The 15,909-nt window shown below is 70.1% G+C and carries 14 protein-coding genes; 6 read left to right on the top strand and 8 right to left on the bottom strand.

Annotated features, from left to right (window positions below; genetic code table 11):
* Positions 1–36: 36 nt before the first annotated feature.
* A complete protein-coding gene (locus LXT21_RS10680) occupies positions 37–273 on the bottom strand; it encodes an Rdx family protein (RefSeq protein ID WP_228557089.1) in 237 nt (78 codons plus the stop codon).
* Positions 274–685: 412 nt separating this feature from the next.
* Here LXT21_RS10680 and LXT21_RS10675 point away from each other — a divergent pair, with 412 nt between their 5' ends.
* Positions 686–2,128, top strand: coding sequence for a pyridoxal phosphate-dependent decarboxylase family protein (locus LXT21_RS10675; RefSeq protein ID WP_254038009.1), 1,443 nt, complete (start codon positions 686–688; stop codon positions 2,126–2,128).
* On the opposite strand, the gene LXT21_RS10670 is transcribed toward LXT21_RS10675, so the two are convergent.
* Complete coding sequence (locus tag LXT21_RS10670; RefSeq protein WP_254038008.1) at positions 2,106–4,601, bottom strand: ATP-binding response regulator; 2,496 nt, start codon at positions 4,599–4,601, stop codon at positions 2,106–2,108. The genes LXT21_RS10675 and LXT21_RS10670 overlap by 23 nt on opposite strands.
* Before the next feature lie 197 nt (positions 4,602–4,798).
* On the opposite strand from LXT21_RS10670, the gene LXT21_RS10665 reads away from it, so the two are divergent.
* On the top strand, positions 4,799–5,518 hold the full coding sequence (locus LXT21_RS10665) for a glycosyltransferase family 2 protein (RefSeq protein ID WP_254038007.1): 720 nt from the start codon (positions 4,799–4,801) through the stop codon (positions 5,516–5,518).
* Between the two features lie 90 nt (positions 5,519–5,608).
* Here the strand turns inward: LXT21_RS10665 and LXT21_RS10660 are convergent, their stop codons facing one another.
* From LXT21_RS10660 to LXT21_RS10650, 3 genes are all read right to left on the bottom strand, one after another.
* A complete protein-coding gene (locus LXT21_RS10660) occupies positions 5,609–6,160 on the bottom strand; it encodes a hypothetical protein (RefSeq protein ID WP_254038006.1) in 552 nt (183 codons plus the stop codon).
* A gap of 220 nt (positions 6,161–6,380) precedes the next feature.
* Positions 6,381–8,495: a cation:proton antiporter gene (locus LXT21_RS10655; RefSeq protein ID WP_254038005.1), complete on the bottom strand. Its 2,115-nt coding sequence runs from the start codon at positions 8,493–8,495 to the stop codon at positions 6,381–6,383.
* Positions 8,496–8,678: 183 nt separating this feature from the next.
* Positions 8,679–9,158, bottom strand: coding sequence for a hypothetical protein (locus LXT21_RS10650; RefSeq protein WP_254038004.1), 480 nt, complete (start codon positions 9,156–9,158; stop codon positions 8,679–8,681).
* 614 nt (positions 9,159–9,772) lie between these two features.
* Between LXT21_RS10650 and LXT21_RS10645 the strand changes: the two genes are divergently transcribed.
* Together LXT21_RS10645 and LXT21_RS10640 are read left to right on the top strand one after the other, a co-directional pair.
* The gene (locus LXT21_RS10645) at positions 9,773–10,321 is read left to right on the top strand and encodes a putative ABC transporter permease (RefSeq protein ID WP_254038003.1); all 549 of its coding nucleotides are present in this window, start codon (positions 9,773–9,775) and stop codon (positions 10,319–10,321) included.
* A gap of 185 nt (positions 10,322–10,506) precedes the next feature.
* The gene (locus tag LXT21_RS10640; protein ID WP_002638062.1) at positions 10,507–11,541 is read left to right on the top strand and encodes a rod shape-determining protein; all 1,035 of its coding nucleotides are present in this window, start codon (positions 10,507–10,509) and stop codon (positions 11,539–11,541) included.
* Between the two features lie 71 nt (positions 11,542–11,612).
* Here LXT21_RS10640 and LXT21_RS10635 read toward each other — a convergent pair whose 3' ends face one another.
* On the bottom strand, positions 11,613–12,182 hold the full coding sequence (locus LXT21_RS10635; protein ID WP_254038002.1) for an imm11 family protein: 570 nt from the start codon (positions 12,180–12,182) through the stop codon (positions 11,613–11,615).
* A gap of 15 nt (positions 12,183–12,197) precedes the next feature.
* A complete protein-coding gene (locus LXT21_RS10630) occupies positions 12,198–13,541 on the bottom strand; it encodes an AHH domain-containing protein (protein ID WP_254038001.1) in 1,344 nt (447 codons plus the stop codon).
* Between the two features lie 121 nt (positions 13,542–13,662).
* On the opposite strand from LXT21_RS10630, the gene LXT21_RS10625 reads away from it, so the two are divergent.
* The gene (locus LXT21_RS10625; RefSeq protein ID WP_254038000.1) at positions 13,663–14,439 is read left to right on the top strand and encodes a hypothetical protein; all 777 of its coding nucleotides are present in this window, start codon (positions 13,663–13,665) and stop codon (positions 14,437–14,439) included.
* A gap of 6 nt (positions 14,440–14,445) precedes the next feature.
* On the opposite strand, the gene LXT21_RS10620 is transcribed toward LXT21_RS10625, so the two are convergent.
* Positions 14,446–15,219, bottom strand: coding sequence for a glutathione S-transferase family protein (locus LXT21_RS10620; RefSeq protein WP_254037999.1), 774 nt, complete (start codon positions 15,217–15,219; stop codon positions 14,446–14,448).
* 47 nt (positions 15,220–15,266) lie between these two features.
* Here LXT21_RS10620 and LXT21_RS10615 point away from each other — a divergent pair, with 47 nt between their 5' ends.
* Positions 15,267–15,905 carry a macro domain-containing protein gene (locus tag LXT21_RS10615; protein ID WP_254037998.1) on the top strand — a complete coding sequence of 213 codons (639 nt, stop codon included), beginning with the start codon at positions 15,267–15,269 and terminating at the stop codon, positions 15,903–15,905.
* Positions 15,906–15,909 lie beyond the last annotated feature (4 nt).

Genomic DNA, 15,909 nt, shown 5'->3' with positions numbered 1-15,909 from the left:
GCCGCCACCGCTCTTCCGGAGGCGGCCCCTTACGGCTCAGGCGTCGAGGACGCGCGCCACCGCGTCCACCACCTCCTGGTCCGTGGGGAAGGCGAGCGACGCCTTCCGGATGACCACCTTGCCGTCGACGGCGACCTCGTAGCTCCCCGACGGCCCGGGCTTCAGCTCCGCCTCCACATCCAACTCGTCCTTCAACGCGACCGCCGCACGGGCGGCCCTGGGCTTGTAGCCTCAGGAGTTGCAGTACGTAATCGTGACCTTCTTGTCGGCCATGGTGTGTCTCCTCGCGCGGGCGAGGCTTCGGGCCCGCGTCCCTGAGAGATAGTGCGTTCGCGGCCCGCGAGCCAGCCAGGTTGCTCCCCGGGCCAGCGGAGGGCGCGCCGCGACGAGGGGCCCGTAGCGAGGACACGCGCCTCGCGCCGTGGCGAGAGGGGCGTGGCGAAGGTGCCTGCCTCGCGCCATGGCGAAGGCACCTGCCTCTCGCGCCATGAAGAGCACCCGGGGCGAGAGCACGCCATGGAAAGGGGGGCGTGGCGAAGGTGCCTGCCTCGCGCCCTGGAGAGAGCAAGCCCTGGAGAGGGCTCCGCGGAGAGCGCGCGCCGAGGCGAGGGCGTCGAGGCGAGGGTTTCGCCACCGCGCCGGGAACAGGACGCGCGCCGGTCCAGGCGCTAGGTTGTCCTCCGCCATGACGGACTTTCGTGAGCGCATCGCCGCCGCCTATGACGTCGAGTCCTTCCGCCGCGAGGGCCAGCGGCTGGTCGATACGCTGGCGGACTACCTGGGCCAGGCCACGCACGGCCAGGACCTGCCCGTGTTGCCATGGGCCGCGCCCGCGGTGAGCGTGGACCGCTTCCCCGCCGCCTTCCCCGAGGAGCCCACGGGCGACTTCGCGGAGCTGGTGGCGCGCGTGCTCTCCGGCTCCAACCACCTGCACCACCCGCGCTACGTGGGCCACCAGGTGACGGCCCCCGTGCCGCTGGCCGCGCTGTGCGACGCCGTCTCCTCGCTGCTCAACAACGGCATGGCCGTGTACGAGATGGGCCCCGTCTCCACCGCCATGGAGCGCAACGTCCTGCGCTGGATGGCCGCGCGCCTGGGCCTGCCGGAGACCTCGGACGGCGTGCTCACCTCGGGCGGCTCCCTGGGCAACCTCACCGCCCTGCTCGCCGCCCGTCAGGCGAAGGCCGGCTACGACGCATGGAACGAGGGCGCCCACGCCGGGCCCCCGCTCGCGGTGCTCGTGCCCGCCTCCGCCCACTACAGCCTGTCGCGTGCCATCCGCGTCATGGGCTGGGGCCAGGGCGGCGCCATCCCCGTCGCCGTGGACGAGCGCTTCCGCCTGCGCCCGGACGCTCTCGGCCCCGCGCTGGAGTCCGCCACCCGCGCGGGACGCAAGGTCATCGCCGTGGTCGCCAGCGCGGGCTCCACCGCCACCGGCGCGTTCGACCCGCTGGAGCCCGTGGCGGACTTCTGCCAGCAGCACGGCCTCTGGTTCCACGTGGACGCGGCGCACGGCGCCTCCGCCGCGCTCAGCGCCGCCCATCGGCACCAGGTGCGCGGAATCGCCCGCGCGGACTCCGTCGTCTGGGACGCGCACAAGGGCCTGCTCATGCCCGCGCTGGTGACGGCGGTGCTCTTCCGCGACGGCGCGCGCTCCTTCGAGTCCTTCGCCCAGGAGGCCAGCTACCTCTTCGGCGACACCGAGCGCCCGTGGAGCGACGTGGCCCTGCGGACGATGGAGTGCACCAAGGAGATGATGGCGCTCAAGCTGTACGCCTGCCTGAGCGTGCTGGGCACCCGCCTGTTCGCCGACGCGGTGACGGAGTCCTACGCCCTCACCCGCCGCTTCGCCGAGCGGCTGTCCCAGGCCGGCGACTTCCACGTCCCCGTCCCACCCGACTGCAACATCCTCTGCTTCCGCCACACCCCCGAGCACGTCCCGCCCGACGCATGGGACGCGCTGCAGGTCCGCCTGCGCGAGCGGCTGGTGACCCGCGGAGACTTCTACCTGGTGCAGACCAAGCTGCCCCAGGGCGTGTTCCTGCGCGTCACCCTCATCAACCCGCTCACCACCGACGCGGACCTGGACGCATTGATGGAGGCGCTCAGGACGGCAGCTCGACGGTGAACTCGCTGCCGACGCCCGGCTCGGACGCCACCGAGACGACGCCGCCCAGCACCGACACCATCTCCCGCACCAGCGTCAGCCCCAGCCCCACGCCCGGCTTGGACTTATGCTCCAGGGGCTCCAGGTGCGAGAAGGGCTCGAAGATGTGGCCCTGCTCGGCGCGGGGGATGCCCGGCCCGGTGTCGCGCACCCGCAGGCACCAGCCCTGGGGCCGCTCCTCCACCGCCACCAACACCCCACCCTGCTCGGTGTACTTCACCGCGTTGGACACCAGGTTGAGCAGCACCATCTGCACGATGCGCGGGTCCGTGCGCGCCACCGCCCGCCCCTGCGGCCGGTCCCACTCGAGCGCCAGCCCCTTGCGGCGCGCCTCCAGCCGCGCCTCCTCCACCACCTCGTCCACCACCTCGCCCAGGTCCACCGTCTCGCGCCGCACCACCAGCCGGCCCTCCTCCAACTGGTTGTACTGGAGCACCATCTCCACCATGTCGCGCAGGCGCAGCGTGGAGCGGTGCATCCGGTCGAACATGTCCAGCGCCCGGGGCGGCAGCCCCCCCAGCTCCCGCTGCAGCGCGTGCTGGGTGAGCTGCAGCACCGACAGCGGCGTGCGCAGCTCGTGCGACACCAGCTGCAACAGCGTGCTGCGCGACGCGCTGGCGCGCTCGGTGGTCTCCAGCGCCACCTCCAGCTGCCGCTTGCGCATGCCCAGCTCGCGCGCCATCGCCTCCAGGTCCACCGAGCGCGCGGCGAGCAACCCCTGCAGCACCTCGCGCGTGCGCTTCATCACGGCCAGGTTCGTCACCCGCGCCACCAGCTCCTCGGACACGAAGGGCTTCACCACGTAGTCCTGTGCGCCGCCGCGCAGCAGGTCCACCCTCAACGCGTCATCCGCGCGCGCGGTGAGCAGCAGGATGGGCGTGGACTCCAGCCCCGGACGCGTGCGCACCGCGCGCACCAGCTGGTCCCCGCCCATGCGCGGCATCATCAAGTCGCTGACGATGACGTCCGGCATCATCCGCTCCGCCTTCGCCAACCCCTCCACGCCGTCCTCGGCGGTGGCCACCTGGAAGTCCCTCGCCAGCGTGTCCACCACGTAGCGGCGCATCTCCTGGGTGTCCTCCACCACCAGCACGCGCGGCCGGCTCGAGTCATCCGCGCGCGTGCTCACCGCCACCTCGCGCTCGGGCGGCTGGAGCACGTCCAGCTCCGCGTGCGCCGCCTCGACGCTCTGCTCGTGCGCCTGCGCCTCCGCGCGCGCCGCGAGCTTCACGCCCGTGGGCGCCAGGAGCGGCAGCTCCACCACGAAGCGCGCGCCGCCACCCGGGCGCTCCTCCACCCAGATGCGCCCCTCGTGCAGCGCCACGAAGTCCCGGGCGATGGCCAGCCCCAGGCCCGTGCCCCCGGTGTCGCGCGTGGTGGCCGCGTCGCCCTGACGGAAGCGCTCGAAGATGCTCTCGCGCTGCTCGGCGGGCACGCCGGGCCCGCTGTCCTCCACCACCAGCCGCCCCCGGCCCGACTCCGCGCTCACCGCCACGCGGATGTGCCCACCGTCGGGCGTGAACTTGGCCGCGTTGGACAGGAGGTTGAGCACCACCCGCTCCACCTTCTCCGGGTCCACCTGCGCCGGCAGCATCGCGGGCAGCTCCAGCGCGAAGTCCAGCCGCCGCTCGGCCACCAGCCCCTCGAAGTTCTCCGCGCCCAGCCGCACCAGCCGCGCCAGGTCCACCTCCTCGTACGACAGCCGCATCTGCCCCGCGTCCAGCTTGGCCACGTCGAGCAGCGCGTTGACGTGCCGCAGGAGCACGCGCGCGTTGCGGCGCACCACCTCCAAATCCCTGTGCGCCGCGTCCGGCAGCGTGCCCTGCTGGAGCAGCCGGTCCACCGGCCCCAGGATGAGCGTCAGCGGCGTGCGCAGCTCATGGCTGACATTGGCGAAGAAGCCGGTGCGCTGCGCCTCGGAGGCCTTCAGCTTCGCGTACAGCGTCTCCAGCTCCCGCGAGCTCTTCTCCAACTGCACCCGGCGCTCCTCGGACAGCCGCGCCGCCTCCGTCACCTCCACCACCCGCCCGCGCAGCGGCACCAGGTACATGCCCGTGGCCACCGAGGCCACCGCCGTCACCACCTTGATGCCGCCCCCCAGGTAGTAGGCCGAGTACCAGACGTTCCACACCTCCATCAGGTGCGTCAGCCCACACGCGCCGATGAAGACCCCGAACGACAGAATCATCCCGCCGAAGGGCAGCCGCGCCCGCCGCACCAGCGCGTACAACGTCAGCGAGATGAAGAAGTACGCCGCGCCGATGAGTGTGTCCGACACGACATGCATCGCCACCAGGTCCTGTTTCCACAGGTAGCAGTGCCCGTGCGGCATGTTCCAGGCACCGTAGAAGAAGTCTCGCAGACCCTCTGTGAGCTGGGAGAACCGCTCCAGGGAAACCGCGCCGCGCACCGCGTGTCCGAGCTGGTCGTTCATGGCGTTCCCTTCCACTGTCACGCATGGCGGGGGCCCCCACGGCTGCTCCCCCGGAGGAAGTATTCCATGCAAAACAGGTGACTCTTGCCACCCCCCATCTCACACCGGGACGCGGGGAAAGGGCATGAGACGCGAGTACACGCGCCGGGTGCTGGACAGTCGCCCCCCGGGTCGAAATGCGATAGAGCCGGGGCGCCATGCTCGTCTCCCTGGTCATCCCCGTCTACAACGAGATTCCCACCCTGGCGGAGCTGCTGCGCCGCTGCATCGCGGTCGACTTCCCCAAGGAGATTGTCCTCGTGGACGATTGTTCCCGGGACGGAAGCCGGGAGTTGCTGCAGCAGCTCGCCGAGCAGGGTGTGGGCCTGTTGGGGGGCACGCCGAAGAACCGCAACGAGGTCCGGGTGCTGTTCCAGGAGCAGAACCAGGGCAAGGGCGCCGCGCTGCGGCGAGGCTTCGCGGAGGCCACCGGGGACATCATCCTCGTGCAGGACGCGGACCTGGAGTACGACCCGCGCGACATCCCGCGGGTGATTCAGCCCATCCTGGACGGTGAGGCCGACGTGGTCTTCGGCAGCCGCTTCACCGGGACGCCCCGCCGGGTGCTGTACTTCTGGCACACGGTGCTCAACAACCTGCTGACCATGCTCTCCAACATGACGAGCGGGCTGAACCTCACCGACATGGAGACCTGCTACAAGGCCTTCCGCGCCGAGGTCCTGCGCTCCGTCGAGGTGGAGGAGAACCGCTTCGGCTTCGAGCCGGAAATCACCGCCAAGGTGGCCCGCGGCAACTGGCGCATCTACGAGGTGCCCATCAGCTACCACGGGCGCACGTACGAGGAGGGCAAGAAGATTGGATGGAAGGACGGCGTGCGCGCCCTCTACGTCATCGGCAAGTACGCGCTGAAGCGTTAGGCGCGCGTCGGGACGGAAGCGGACCTCCCGGGTCGTCCGGCGCGGGCCTCGCGCACACGAGGTCCGCCCGGACACAGGCTCCCTTCACGACTAGCGTTGGGTGCCGCTGTCACTCGCACCCGAGGGTCCCGCGTTGGTGCCCGTGGTGCCGCCGGTGCCGGTGTTGTCGAGCCCCGCGCCCGAGCCGCCGGTGCCGCCCTGCGTGTTCGGGTTGCCCGTGCTGGTGCCGCTCGCGCCCGTGCCACCGGTGCCGCCCGGGCTGGTGCCGCTGGTGGCCGGGTCGTTCGTGCTGCTCGTCCCCGACGTGCCCGTGGTGTCCGTCCCGCTCGCGCCACTGCCGCCGGAGCCCGCGCCGTTGAGGTCCGAGCCGGTGCTGCCAGGGCGGGTGCCCGAGCCCTGGATATCGGAGCTGCTGCCGCTGCCGCCGGTGCCGTTGTAGCCCGAGCCCGCACCGCTGCTGTCCCGCGTGGACCCGCCGGGGACCGCCTCCTGCGAGCCCCCCGTCATCTCCGTCGTGTTGCCCGAGCCCCCCGTGCCCTGGTCATTGCGTGCATCGGAGGACTGCCGGGACTCACAGGCCCAGCCCAGCGCCATCGCCGGCACCAGCGCGCCAATCAACCACCCTCTTCGGAAATCTTTCATGGTCTTGTTCCCCGCCACTGTGGACCTCTCAATGTGAAAACGAGGCGCACGAAGGGCAGGGACATGGCGAGGGGTGTCGGGCCTTTGCTCGGAGAGCAGGACGCCCAGGCACAACGCCCCTCCCGTGGACCGTGAGGCAAGGGAGCATGCGGACGCGGGACACACCGGAGCGCCGCACACGGGGGCGGTGAGGCTCACCGCCGCCCCCCAGGCGGGCAGGCTACCCGTGGGCGCGTGTCTCCTCCGGAGGAGAGGGCTCGGGCGGCGGCACCGAGGGAGGCGCGCCCAGCAGCAGCGCCTTCGCCGCGTCCACCGCCTCGCTCGTCCCCGTCAACGCGAGCACGTCGCCCACCTGCAGCACCTCCTGCGCGGTGGGCACCGACAGGCTCTGCTCGCCGCGCTGGATGGCCAGCACCGTCGCGCCCGTGAGCCCGCGCAGGTTCACCTGGGCCAGCGTCTTGCCCGCCCCGGGGCTCGACTCCTCCAACCGCACGGAGGCCGGCGCGCCCAGGCCCGGCAGCAGCCCCTGCACGTGGTCCAGCGCGTGCTCGTCCGCGCCCGGCTCCTTCGAGTGCGACTGCGCCGCCAGCGCCGCCACCAGCACCTGCGCGCCGGCGCGCACGTGGCCATGCAGGTTGGTGGCCCCGCGCCAGAACGCGACGCCCAGCGCGCCCACCAGCACCAACAACACCAGGGGGCCCGCCGCGCCCTTCAAGAACGGCTGCGTCACCACCACCACGGGGATGGCCACCAGCAGCACGATGCCCACCTGCAGCGTGACGAGCAGCACCCGCCGAGGCGCCGCGGCCAGGTCCAGCTTCCCGTCCTGGCGCGCCGGCAGCGCCGCCTCCGCCAGGATGGTCCCCAGCCGCCGCGCCATGCCGATGACGCCCACGATGAACGGCACCCCCAGCAGCACCGCGCCGCCGAGGATGAGGTTCTTCGACAGGTCCTCGTCCACGCCCGTCTGCACCTCGACGAAGTGGGCCATGCGGTCCGCCATCAGCGACGTGCCGATGACCAGGATGACCAGCAGCACCGCGTCCAGCACCAACAGCCGGATGAGGCGCCGCACGCCCGCGCCCAGCGTCTCCCGACGCGGCGCCTGCCGCAGCCGCTCCACCCACGTGCCGTACAGCGTGACGAAGGTCTGCAGGGGCTTGGGCAGCTTGCGGTCCACCCACGATGCGACGGGCCCGGACGCCTTGATGAGCAAGGGCGTGGTGAGCGTGGTGATGGCCGACACCGCCACCGCCACTGGATAGATGAACGAGCCGGTCGCCTTCAGGGACAGGCCCAGCGCGGCGATGATGAAGGAGAACTCGCCAATCTGCGCCAGGCTCAGGCCCGCCTGCACCGAGGTGCGCGTGCTGTTGCCCGTCAGGAACGCGCCCAGCGCCACGCTGATCAGCTTGCCCACGATGACCACCACGGTGAGCACGATGATGGCCGCCCAGTGCTCCATGATGAGCGCGGGGCTGATGAGCATGCCCACCGACACGAAGAAGATGGCGGCGAACATGTCGCGCACCGGCTGCACCAGGTGCTCGACCAGCTTCTCCTCACCCGACTCCGCCACCAGCGAGCCCGCCAGGAACGCGCCGAGCGCCACCGAGTAGCCGAACGACTGCGCCAGCAGCGCCACCGCGAAGCAGATGCCCACGCTGGCCACGAGCGTCGTCTCCGGCCGGTTCAGCTTGATGACCGCGCGCATCGCCCGGGGGATGATGAACAGGCCCACCGCCACCAGGCCCACCAGGAACGCCACCAGCTTGCCCGTGGTCAGCGTCAGGTCCTTCACGGACAGGCCCGCGCCGGTGGAGATGGCCGTCAGCGTGGCCATCAACAGCACCGCGATGAGGTCCTCGACGATGAGCACCCCCACCACCAGCTCCCGCAGCTTCCCGCGGATGCCCTGCTCGTCGAACACCTTGGCGATGATGGTGGTGCTGGACACCGCGATGATGGCGCCCGTGAAGATGCTCTCCAGCGTCGTCCAGCCGAAGGCGCGCCCCACCATGAAGCCCAGCCACACCATGATGCTGCATTGGATGACGGCGGTGATTCCGGCGGTGAACCCCACGGAGAACAGCTTGCGCAGGCTGAACTCCAGCCCGAGCGAGAACATCAGCAGGATGACGCCCAGCTCCGACAGCGTCGTCACCACCTCCTGATTGGCGACGAGCGGAATCGGCAGGTAGGGGCCCACCACGAGGCCCGCGAGGATGTAGCCGAGCACCACGGGCTGGCGCAGCTTCTGGAAGACCACCGTCGTCACCGCGGCGACGCACAGGACAATGGCAATGGCCTGGAGGACCTCGTGGGCTCCGTGCATCAGGTCACCTCAATCTGGAAGACTCGGACGGGACGCGCCCCATGATTTCCGAGGACTCGGAAGACAAGGGCCATCCCTCGGGGATGAAAGGAAAAGACGACGTCACGCCGGGCTTTTTCGCCCGGACCACCGCGGGGCTCCACGCGCGACCCCGGCCCGGGAAGGGCCCGCGTCGCGCACGGGTCAGCCGAACTCGGGCGGTCCGCGCAGCGTGCGACTGGCGATGGAGGGACGGTCCGCGATTTCCCCGCTCGACGTGGGCGCCGCCGGGGCGCGACGTTCGCGCAAGGTGACTCGCGTGAAGGCGTGGTGACGCTCGCGGCCCCAGCGGTACAGGGCCAACAGGTCGGGCTCGAGCGCGGTGCGGGTCCGCACGGAGGACGCCGCCGCGAAGGCGGGCCCCCCGCCCACATGGAGGGCCAAGTCCCAGCCGCCCAAATCCGTGATGTGGAACTGCGCGCCCCAGCGCCGCGAGGACTTCTTGGAGGACCTGGCGCCCTGGCGCACCGACGTCGCGCCAGAGTCGGCGTAGAAGCCGCGCTCGGGGGTGGCGCCCCGGGTGGGGCACTCGGCGTCCCCGGCGCGCAGGACGGTCGCCAGGACCAGGACCACGCCCAGGGCCAGCAGTCCGGTCCGGAGCAGCTCACTCCCGGAACCGGGCATTCGCGATGTCGTGCCGGGGGAGCGCATCGCTCGTTCAGGTACTACGCCGGACATGGCCCCGTAAAGCGCGGGTTGCCCCCAGCCCGCCAGTCCGCTGGGCCCCGGCGCGCGGACGAGGTGGCGAGCGCGTGGAGCGCCCTGCTCGCTCGCCGCTCGACGCATGATTTGCGCCCTCGTCCCGGGGGCCGCGGGACTCCCATCCCGGGGGCCTCCGCTCGGGGCGGACCGGACGCGCGTGCGTGGCTGGGGAGGTGGCGCCTTCATGGGGTTGAGGGGTGACGCGGGGGCTGGGGTCCGAGGCTCGGGCGGCGTGGCCTGGGGCGGGCTTGGGGCTCCACGGGTAACGACCTCGGGCCCGGAGTTCCCGCGAGATTCGCGGCGGCGCGGCCGTGGATCTCCACGCGCCCTGACGCGAGGGGACGACACCCCGTTCCAGGCGGGTGCGTCACCGGGTTGTAGGCCCATGTCCTCCTCTCCACGGCTGAGCCGACCGGGACGCAGCGCGAAGGCGCGCGTGGACGAGGACAACGTCCACCCGTGCACAGCGACGGCAGGCGTCGGTGCGGCGCGTGCGTGGGCGTGCCGCCGGGTGGGAGCATCCCTAGGTTGAGGATGTGCTTTCACGATTCCTGCTCTACGGGTGCACGGGTTGGGTGCTGGAGGTCCTCTTCACGGGGGCGAACGCGGCCCTGCGCCGGGACAGGAGCGCCACGGCGCAGACCTATCTGTGGATGCACCCCATCTACGGGGGCACGGCGCTGGCGCTGGAGGAGGTCTCCGCGCGGCTCAAGCCCCTGCCCCGGCCCGTGAGGGCGCTGGCCTACACGGCCCTCATCTTCGGGGCGGAGTACGCCACGGGGTGGTTGCTGAAGAAGCTGCTGGGCCGCTGCCCCTGGGACTACGCGCCGCACCGCTGGAGCGTGCACGGGTTCATCCGCCTGGACTACGCGCCCGCCTGGTACCTCACCGCGCTGCTGTTCGAGCCGGTCCGTGACGGGCTGCTCCACGTCACCAGCGAGGCCCTGCGGCACACGCCCGAGTACCGGGAGGCCGAGGAGGCCGGGGTGGTGCCCGCCGGGTGCCTTCCCGAGGGCGAGGCGGAGCAGGCCGGTGTGGTGGCCACGCGCTTCGAGCAGGCCCAGGTGGTGGAAGTCTCCCCCTGAGGCCTGGGGACTGGGGGGATGGCCCTTCCCCCCGCCGAGTCCGCTGGTCGACTGCTCCCCAGGCGGTTGTGAAAGGGCTTCCGGCTTTTCTTCCTCCGTGCCGCGTCGCGTAGTACCTTCACGGCTGCATTCCCCCACGCGCCAGCGGGAAATTCCGCCGACTCTCCGAAAGTTTCCGCCCTCGTATGTTCGACTGGCTTCACACCCTCTTTTCGCGCGACCTCGCCATCGACCTCGGGACGGCGAACACGCTCATCTACATCCGCGGTCAGGGCATCGTGTCCAACGAGCCCTCGGTGGTGGCCGTCCAGCACGACGCGCGCGGGGGCAAGAAGGTCCTCGCGGTGGGCAAGGAAGCCAAGGAGATGTTGGGCCGCACGCCGGGCAACATCGTCGCCATCCGGCCGATGAAGGACGGCGTCATCGCCGACTTCGAAATCACGGCGGCGATGCTGCGCTACTTCATCCAGAGCGCGCACAACCGCAAGACGCTGGTGAACCCGCGCATCATCATCGGCATCCCCTCCGGCATCACCGAGGTGGAGCGCCGCGCGGTGCGCGAGGCGGCGGCGAACGCGGGGGCGCGCGAGGTCTACCTGATTGAGCAGCCCATGGCGGCGGCCATCGGCGCGGGCCTTCCGGTGACGGAGCCCAGCGGCAACATGATTGTGGACATCGGCGGTGGCACGTCCGACGTCGCGGTCATCAGCCTGGCCGGCATCGTGTTCGCCAAGAGCGTGCGCATCGGCGGCGACAAGCTGGACGAGGCGATCATCCAGTACGTGAAGCGCAAGTACAACCTGCTCATCGGTGAGCGCACGGCGGAGCTCATCAAGATGGGCATCGGCACGGCGTATCCGACGGACGAGGTCATGACCATGGAGATCAAGGGTCGCGACCTGGTGGCCGGTGTGCCGCGCACGCTGACGGTGTCGAGCGACGAGGTGCGTGACGCGCTCGCCGAGCCGGTGAACGGCATCGTCGAGGCGGTGAAGCTGACGCTGGAGCGCACGCCGCCGGAGCTCGCCGGTGACATCGCCGACAGGGGCATCGTGCTGGCCGGTGGTGGGGCGCTGCTGAAGAACCTGGACACGCTGTTGCGTGAGGAGACGGGCCTGCCGGTGTTCCTGGCCGAGGACCCGCTGTCCGCCGTCGTGATTGGCGCGGGCAAGGCGCTGGAGTCGCTCGACATCCTCCGTCAGGTCTGCCAGCCGGGCTGAGCTTCGGCCCTGTGTCGTGAGCACCGCGGCGCCGTGCCTCCTGGAGGCCGGCGCCGTTCGTGTTTCCGGGGTCAGACCTCGGTGAATCTCACGCCGGTGACGCGGGCGCGCTCCAGGGCGAGCTTGAGGTCCTCGGAGACGATGAGGCCCAGGTCCCAGCCCCAGGTGCGGAACACCTTGGCGTCGCCGACCTTCGAGGTGTCGATGCGCATGCCGATGACGGACCTGTACTCCCCCACCCGTTCGGGCTGACCGTCTTCCGGCTTCCAGTACAGGACCTCGTCGGAGGCCTCGTCGTCAATGCAGCGCAGGAGCTTCGTGGCCACCAGGATGAGGTACTGGTCGGGCATCCCCTGGATTTCGACGGGGAAGACCTGCACCGCGTCAGGTGCCAGCTCCATGAAGAGCGTGGCGACACGGACATGGACGACTGGCGCCATGCCAAGCCCCGCAGTGCTGAACTCCAGGCGTCGCCCCGGTTCATCGATGGGAATGCTCAAACGCCCTGGGTGTGGAAGCGCTCGCCCGGAACGGAAGACATACGGGTCATCCAGTTCCACGCCATGCGCATCCAGCGGATCTCCCAGGTCCCAGTTCCCGGACTCCATCACTTGCGCGAGCTTGAAGTAGCGCTTGGGCATATCTGGCCCTCTACCTCACTTTCCTCGCGTCACCAGTTCGTTGAGTCTCGTCCCCTTCGTCCTGACTTCCACGGACAGGGCCTGGAGCTCGGTGGTCAGCGCCTTGCGACAAGCCTCCACGGTGCGACAAGTCCTCGTCGCGCCGTTGAGTCGCTCATAAACGGCTTCGTGGTACGACCGTGGGTGAGGGCCTTTGTGGCCTCGCACTTCCACGATGTTCTCCGGGTCCTTCAGCTTCATTCCCGCCTTCCGGAAGAGTCTCCTGAACTGAGGGGTCCAAGGTCCACCCTGGACAGCAGAGATGCTGTTCTTGTCTGTAGCGATGTGATGACGATGCGGCCTGCTCGCCCCATCCCTCTGGCCAGCCATCGCCAGCGCATTGGGTGCAAGCGCGATGGTGAGTCCCTCGCTCGACACCGCGACCGAGCGCACCGCACCCATCGCCGCGAATTGAAAACCCGCCTGCGACTCGACCGCCAGCGCCGCCTGTGCGGAGCCCGGCAGCTGCGCTGACTTCGCAGCCAGCCCCGCCGTGTTGCCGATAGCGGCGGTGGCCAACATCACGAAGACGCGTGCCGCGTTCTCACCCAGCACCGCACCAAACGCGGAGCCCGCATCGTCGAGCTGCTCGAAGGTGGTCGCGCGGTCCACATCCCTGACGAGCACGCACCATCCACCGATGATGCCCAACACCGTGTCGACGCCCAGATAGGCGATGGCCGTTGCCGTCAGCAGCGTCGCCAGTCCCTTCGACACGGGCTCGGGCAAGGTCCACAGGAGCATGTACATCGTCACCGAGGCCATCACCATCGAGAGGACCTGCCGAGGGTCGGTCATGTCCTCCAGCGCCTCGGCGGATTCCTCCCAGACCGAGCCCATGGCGATGGCCATCGCCAGCACGTACTTGCCATCACTGCCGAGCAGCGGGCCTTCCTCCAGCAGACTCAGACAGTCGCCCGGCGTGCCCTGGTTCCGACACCATCGGCCATAGGCCTGGGTCATCTCCTCGTCCGCATAGGTCTCCAGCAGGTGAGGCCCCTCACCCAGGGACACGTCTCGGGCCGAGAGACGGTGCGTCCGGTGTTCGTAGAGGTACAGGCCACTGCGGGAGGGGAGCTCGAACAGCTCACGGGCCTGACGCATCGGGTTGTTCGAGGGAACGACATCCCGCGCCAGGGACTTCATCGCGTCCTCGAACTCGCCATCCTCGAGTCGGGCATCAGCCAGCTCCGCGCCCTCTTCCTCACGTGGGGTCAGGGTGAAGATCTCGCTGCCAGTGTCGAGGCGAACGACCCGGGCCGAGGAGCACCCCACTCCCGTCAACAGCATGAGCAGCGCGACGCACCAACGTGGCGACATGGGCCCTCCGTGTCAGGAGCCCGAACCATGCCGCGCGGCCCTGACACGGCCTCGCGCCCGGGCCAGCAAGGGAGCACGAGCATGTTTGACACCCACACAGGCCCTGGATTGTGGTGCGCCCATGAGCACATCCACGGTTCGTCACACGTTGTCGAAAGTCCTCGCCGCCACGCTGCTCGTGTCCGCGCCCGCGCTCGCGGACTGGGTCGGTGACCTGCGCGTGAAGAGCGCTCCCGCCCCCGGCCAGAAGGCCGCCCCCGAGACCAAGGGCAAGATGTACGGCCGCACCGGCATGCTCCGCATGGACCTGTCCCCCGTCGAGGTCCCCGGCGGCATGTCCATCCTCTTCAACTGGGAGAAGCGCACCGGCTCCACCCTCTTCCACGACCGCAAGGCCGCCACCACGCGCAACCTCGACGACATGTCCGTGAAGATTCCCGGCGCCTGTTCCGGGAAGAACCAGGACTTCGACGCGTGCTTCAAGGAGCAGGGCTTCAAGAAGGTCGGCACCCAGAAGGTCAACGGCCACCCCACCGTCATCTACGAAGGGGTCCCTCCCGGTGCCGAAGGCGCCGTCGAGCGTCAGAAAGTCTGGCGCCCCACCGACCTCCCCGAGGTCGCCTACGTGCGCAGCCAGACGTTCGACACCAAGGGCAAGCTCCAGGCTGAAATCGACGTCACCAACATCAAGGTCGGCGAACAGCCCGCCTCCCTCTTCGTCATCCCCGCCGACTACGAGGAGCTCGACGCCCCCGGCCCCAACGACTCCGTCATGGGCTCCTTCAAGCCCGAGGACTTCAAGGGCAAGTCACCCGAGCAGATCCAGGAGATGATTCGTCAGCGCATGGCCGCCCCCCAAGGCGCTCCGCCCGCGCCGCCTCCCGCCAAGACGAAGTAGCCCGCCTCAGCTCGCGCGAGCCACCACGCCGCCGTCCCCCAACAACGCGGGGCGGCGGTGCTTCGCGTACAGCGAGTCCCGCCACGCGAGCAGGTCCGGGAACGCCGCGGCCAACGACTCGTGATGCCACACCTCACGCGTCCCCGGTCCCACCGGCAACCACGCGTCATCCACGGGCCGCACGAACTGGAGCATCAAGCCCGCCGTGATGTCCGCGTACGTGAAGCGCTCCATCAAGTAGGGACGCCCCTTCAGCTCCGCGCGAAGCCGCTCCAGCGCGGGGATGGCCTTCTCCTGCAGGACACGCTCCGGGTCCGCCACCGCGTGGTGCTTGCGCGAGATGAACCGAACTCCCATCCGAGCGACCGGCGCGGACACACCGCGGAGGAACCCGGGGATGTACGCGGGCAGGCTCTCCCGCTGCGCCCGCGGATTCTCGAGCATCCGACGCAACACGTTCGCCCGCGCGATGCCCAGCACCGCGTCGCTCACCGCCTCCCAGCGCTCGATGGTCTCCAACGCGCTCGCGGGAAACAGCGGCGCCCCGCGCCCCTGGGCCTCCGCCCTGCGCGCAATCGAGAACGAGCCCGTCGTCGCGCCCTCCGGCTCCACCAGCAACGGCACCGTGGGACGCGTGCCCTTCGGCGTGCGCCAGCGCAACACCAGCTCACCCGTGAGCGGCGTGTGCTCGCGGTAGCGGTAGTCGACACCGTGGTGGTCCAACGCCCAGAGGGCCTTCTCCGTCCAACCCGAGTACCGCAACCCATACAGAGTGCGCATAGGCCCGAGAACCTACGCCGGACCTGACCAGGATGTATAACCCCGACATGGCGCCTCCCCTCCAATTGCACCTGCGTGACATCAGCCACTCCCTGGTGGAGGCCTGGCGTCAGGAGTTCGCGGGCATCGAAGGCGTCACCATCTCCCGAGGAGACATCTTCTCCGAGCGAGAGGGACAGGTGTCCCCCAGCGACCCCATCGACCTCCGCGCCGACGCCATCATCAGCCCCGCCAACAGCTTCGGGTTCATGGATGGCGGCATCGACGCCGTGTACACGTACCAGCTCGGCCAGCAGGTCCAGGACCGCCTGCGCGAGTTGCTCGAGCAGGACTGGGGCGGCGAGCTGCCCGTGGGCAGCGCGGTGCTCGTCCCCACCGGCCGCGAGGAGATTCCCTGGTGCATCAGCGCGCCCACCATGCGCGTGCCCGTGGATGTCAGCGAGACGGTGAACGCCTACCTCGCCATGCGCGCCGCCCTGCGCTGTGTGCTCGCGCACAACAAGACGGCGAAGACGCCCATCCGCACCCTCCTCACCCCGGGCCTGGGCACGGCCGTCGGTCGCATGCCCCCCAACCGCTGCGCGCGACAGATGAAGGACGCGTGGCTGCGCACCGTGGTGGGACCGGACTTCATCCCCCACACACTCCGCGAAGCCGCGACGGACGACTTCCGGCTGAAGCCGTAGCACC

This window comes from Myxococcus guangdongensis (assembly GCF_024198255.1).
GTDB classification, from domain to species: domain Bacteria; phylum Myxococcota; class Myxococcia; order Myxococcales; family Myxococcaceae; genus Myxococcus; species Myxococcus guangdongensis.
The sequence above is the reverse complement of the archived record's forward strand: the minus strand, read 5'-3'. Positions and strand labels throughout refer to the sequence as shown.

Bases quoted from the DNA above. Each gene is read 5' to 3' on its own strand.
- LXT21_RS10635 (WP_254038002.1), bottom strand. From the start codon at position 12,182: ATGCCCAAGCGCTACTTCAAGCTCGCGCAAGTGATGGAGTCCGGGAAC.
- LXT21_RS10625 (WP_254038000.1), top strand. From the start codon at position 13,663: ATGAGCACATCCACGGTTCGTCACACGTTGTCGAAAGTCCTCGCCGCC.
- LXT21_RS10655 (WP_254038005.1), bottom strand. From the start codon at position 8,495: ATGCACGGAGCCCACGAGGTCCTCCAGGCCATTGCCATTGTCCTGTGC.
- LXT21_RS10670 (WP_254038008.1), bottom strand. From the start codon at position 4,601: ATGAACGACCAGCTCGGACACGCGGTGCGCGGCGCGGTTTCCCTGGAG.
- LXT21_RS10650 (WP_254038004.1), bottom strand. From the start codon at position 9,158: ATGCCCGGTTCCGGGAGTGAGCTGCTCCGGACCGGACTGCTGGCCCTG.
- LXT21_RS10675 (WP_254038009.1), top strand. From the start codon at position 686: ATGACGGACTTTCGTGAGCGCATCGCCGCCGCCTATGACGTCGAGTCC.
- LXT21_RS10640 (WP_002638062.1), top strand. From the start codon at position 10,507: ATGTTCGACTGGCTTCACACCCTCTTTTCGCGCGACCTCGCCATCGAC.
- LXT21_RS10665 (WP_254038007.1), top strand. From the start codon at position 4,799: ATGCTCGTCTCCCTGGTCATCCCCGTCTACAACGAGATTCCCACCCTG.
- LXT21_RS10615 (WP_254037998.1), top strand. From the start codon at position 15,267: ATGGCGCCTCCCCTCCAATTGCACCTGCGTGACATCAGCCACTCCCTG.
- LXT21_RS10620 (WP_254037999.1), bottom strand. From the start codon at position 15,219: ATGCGCACTCTGTATGGGTTGCGGTACTCGGGTTGGACGGAGAAGGCC.
- LXT21_RS10660 (WP_254038006.1), bottom strand. From the start codon at position 6,160: ATGAAAGATTTCCGAAGAGGGTGGTTGATTGGCGCGCTGGTGCCGGCG.
- LXT21_RS10630 (WP_254038001.1), bottom strand. From the start codon at position 13,541: ATGTCGCCACGTTGGTGCGTCGCGCTGCTCATGCTGTTGACGGGAGTG.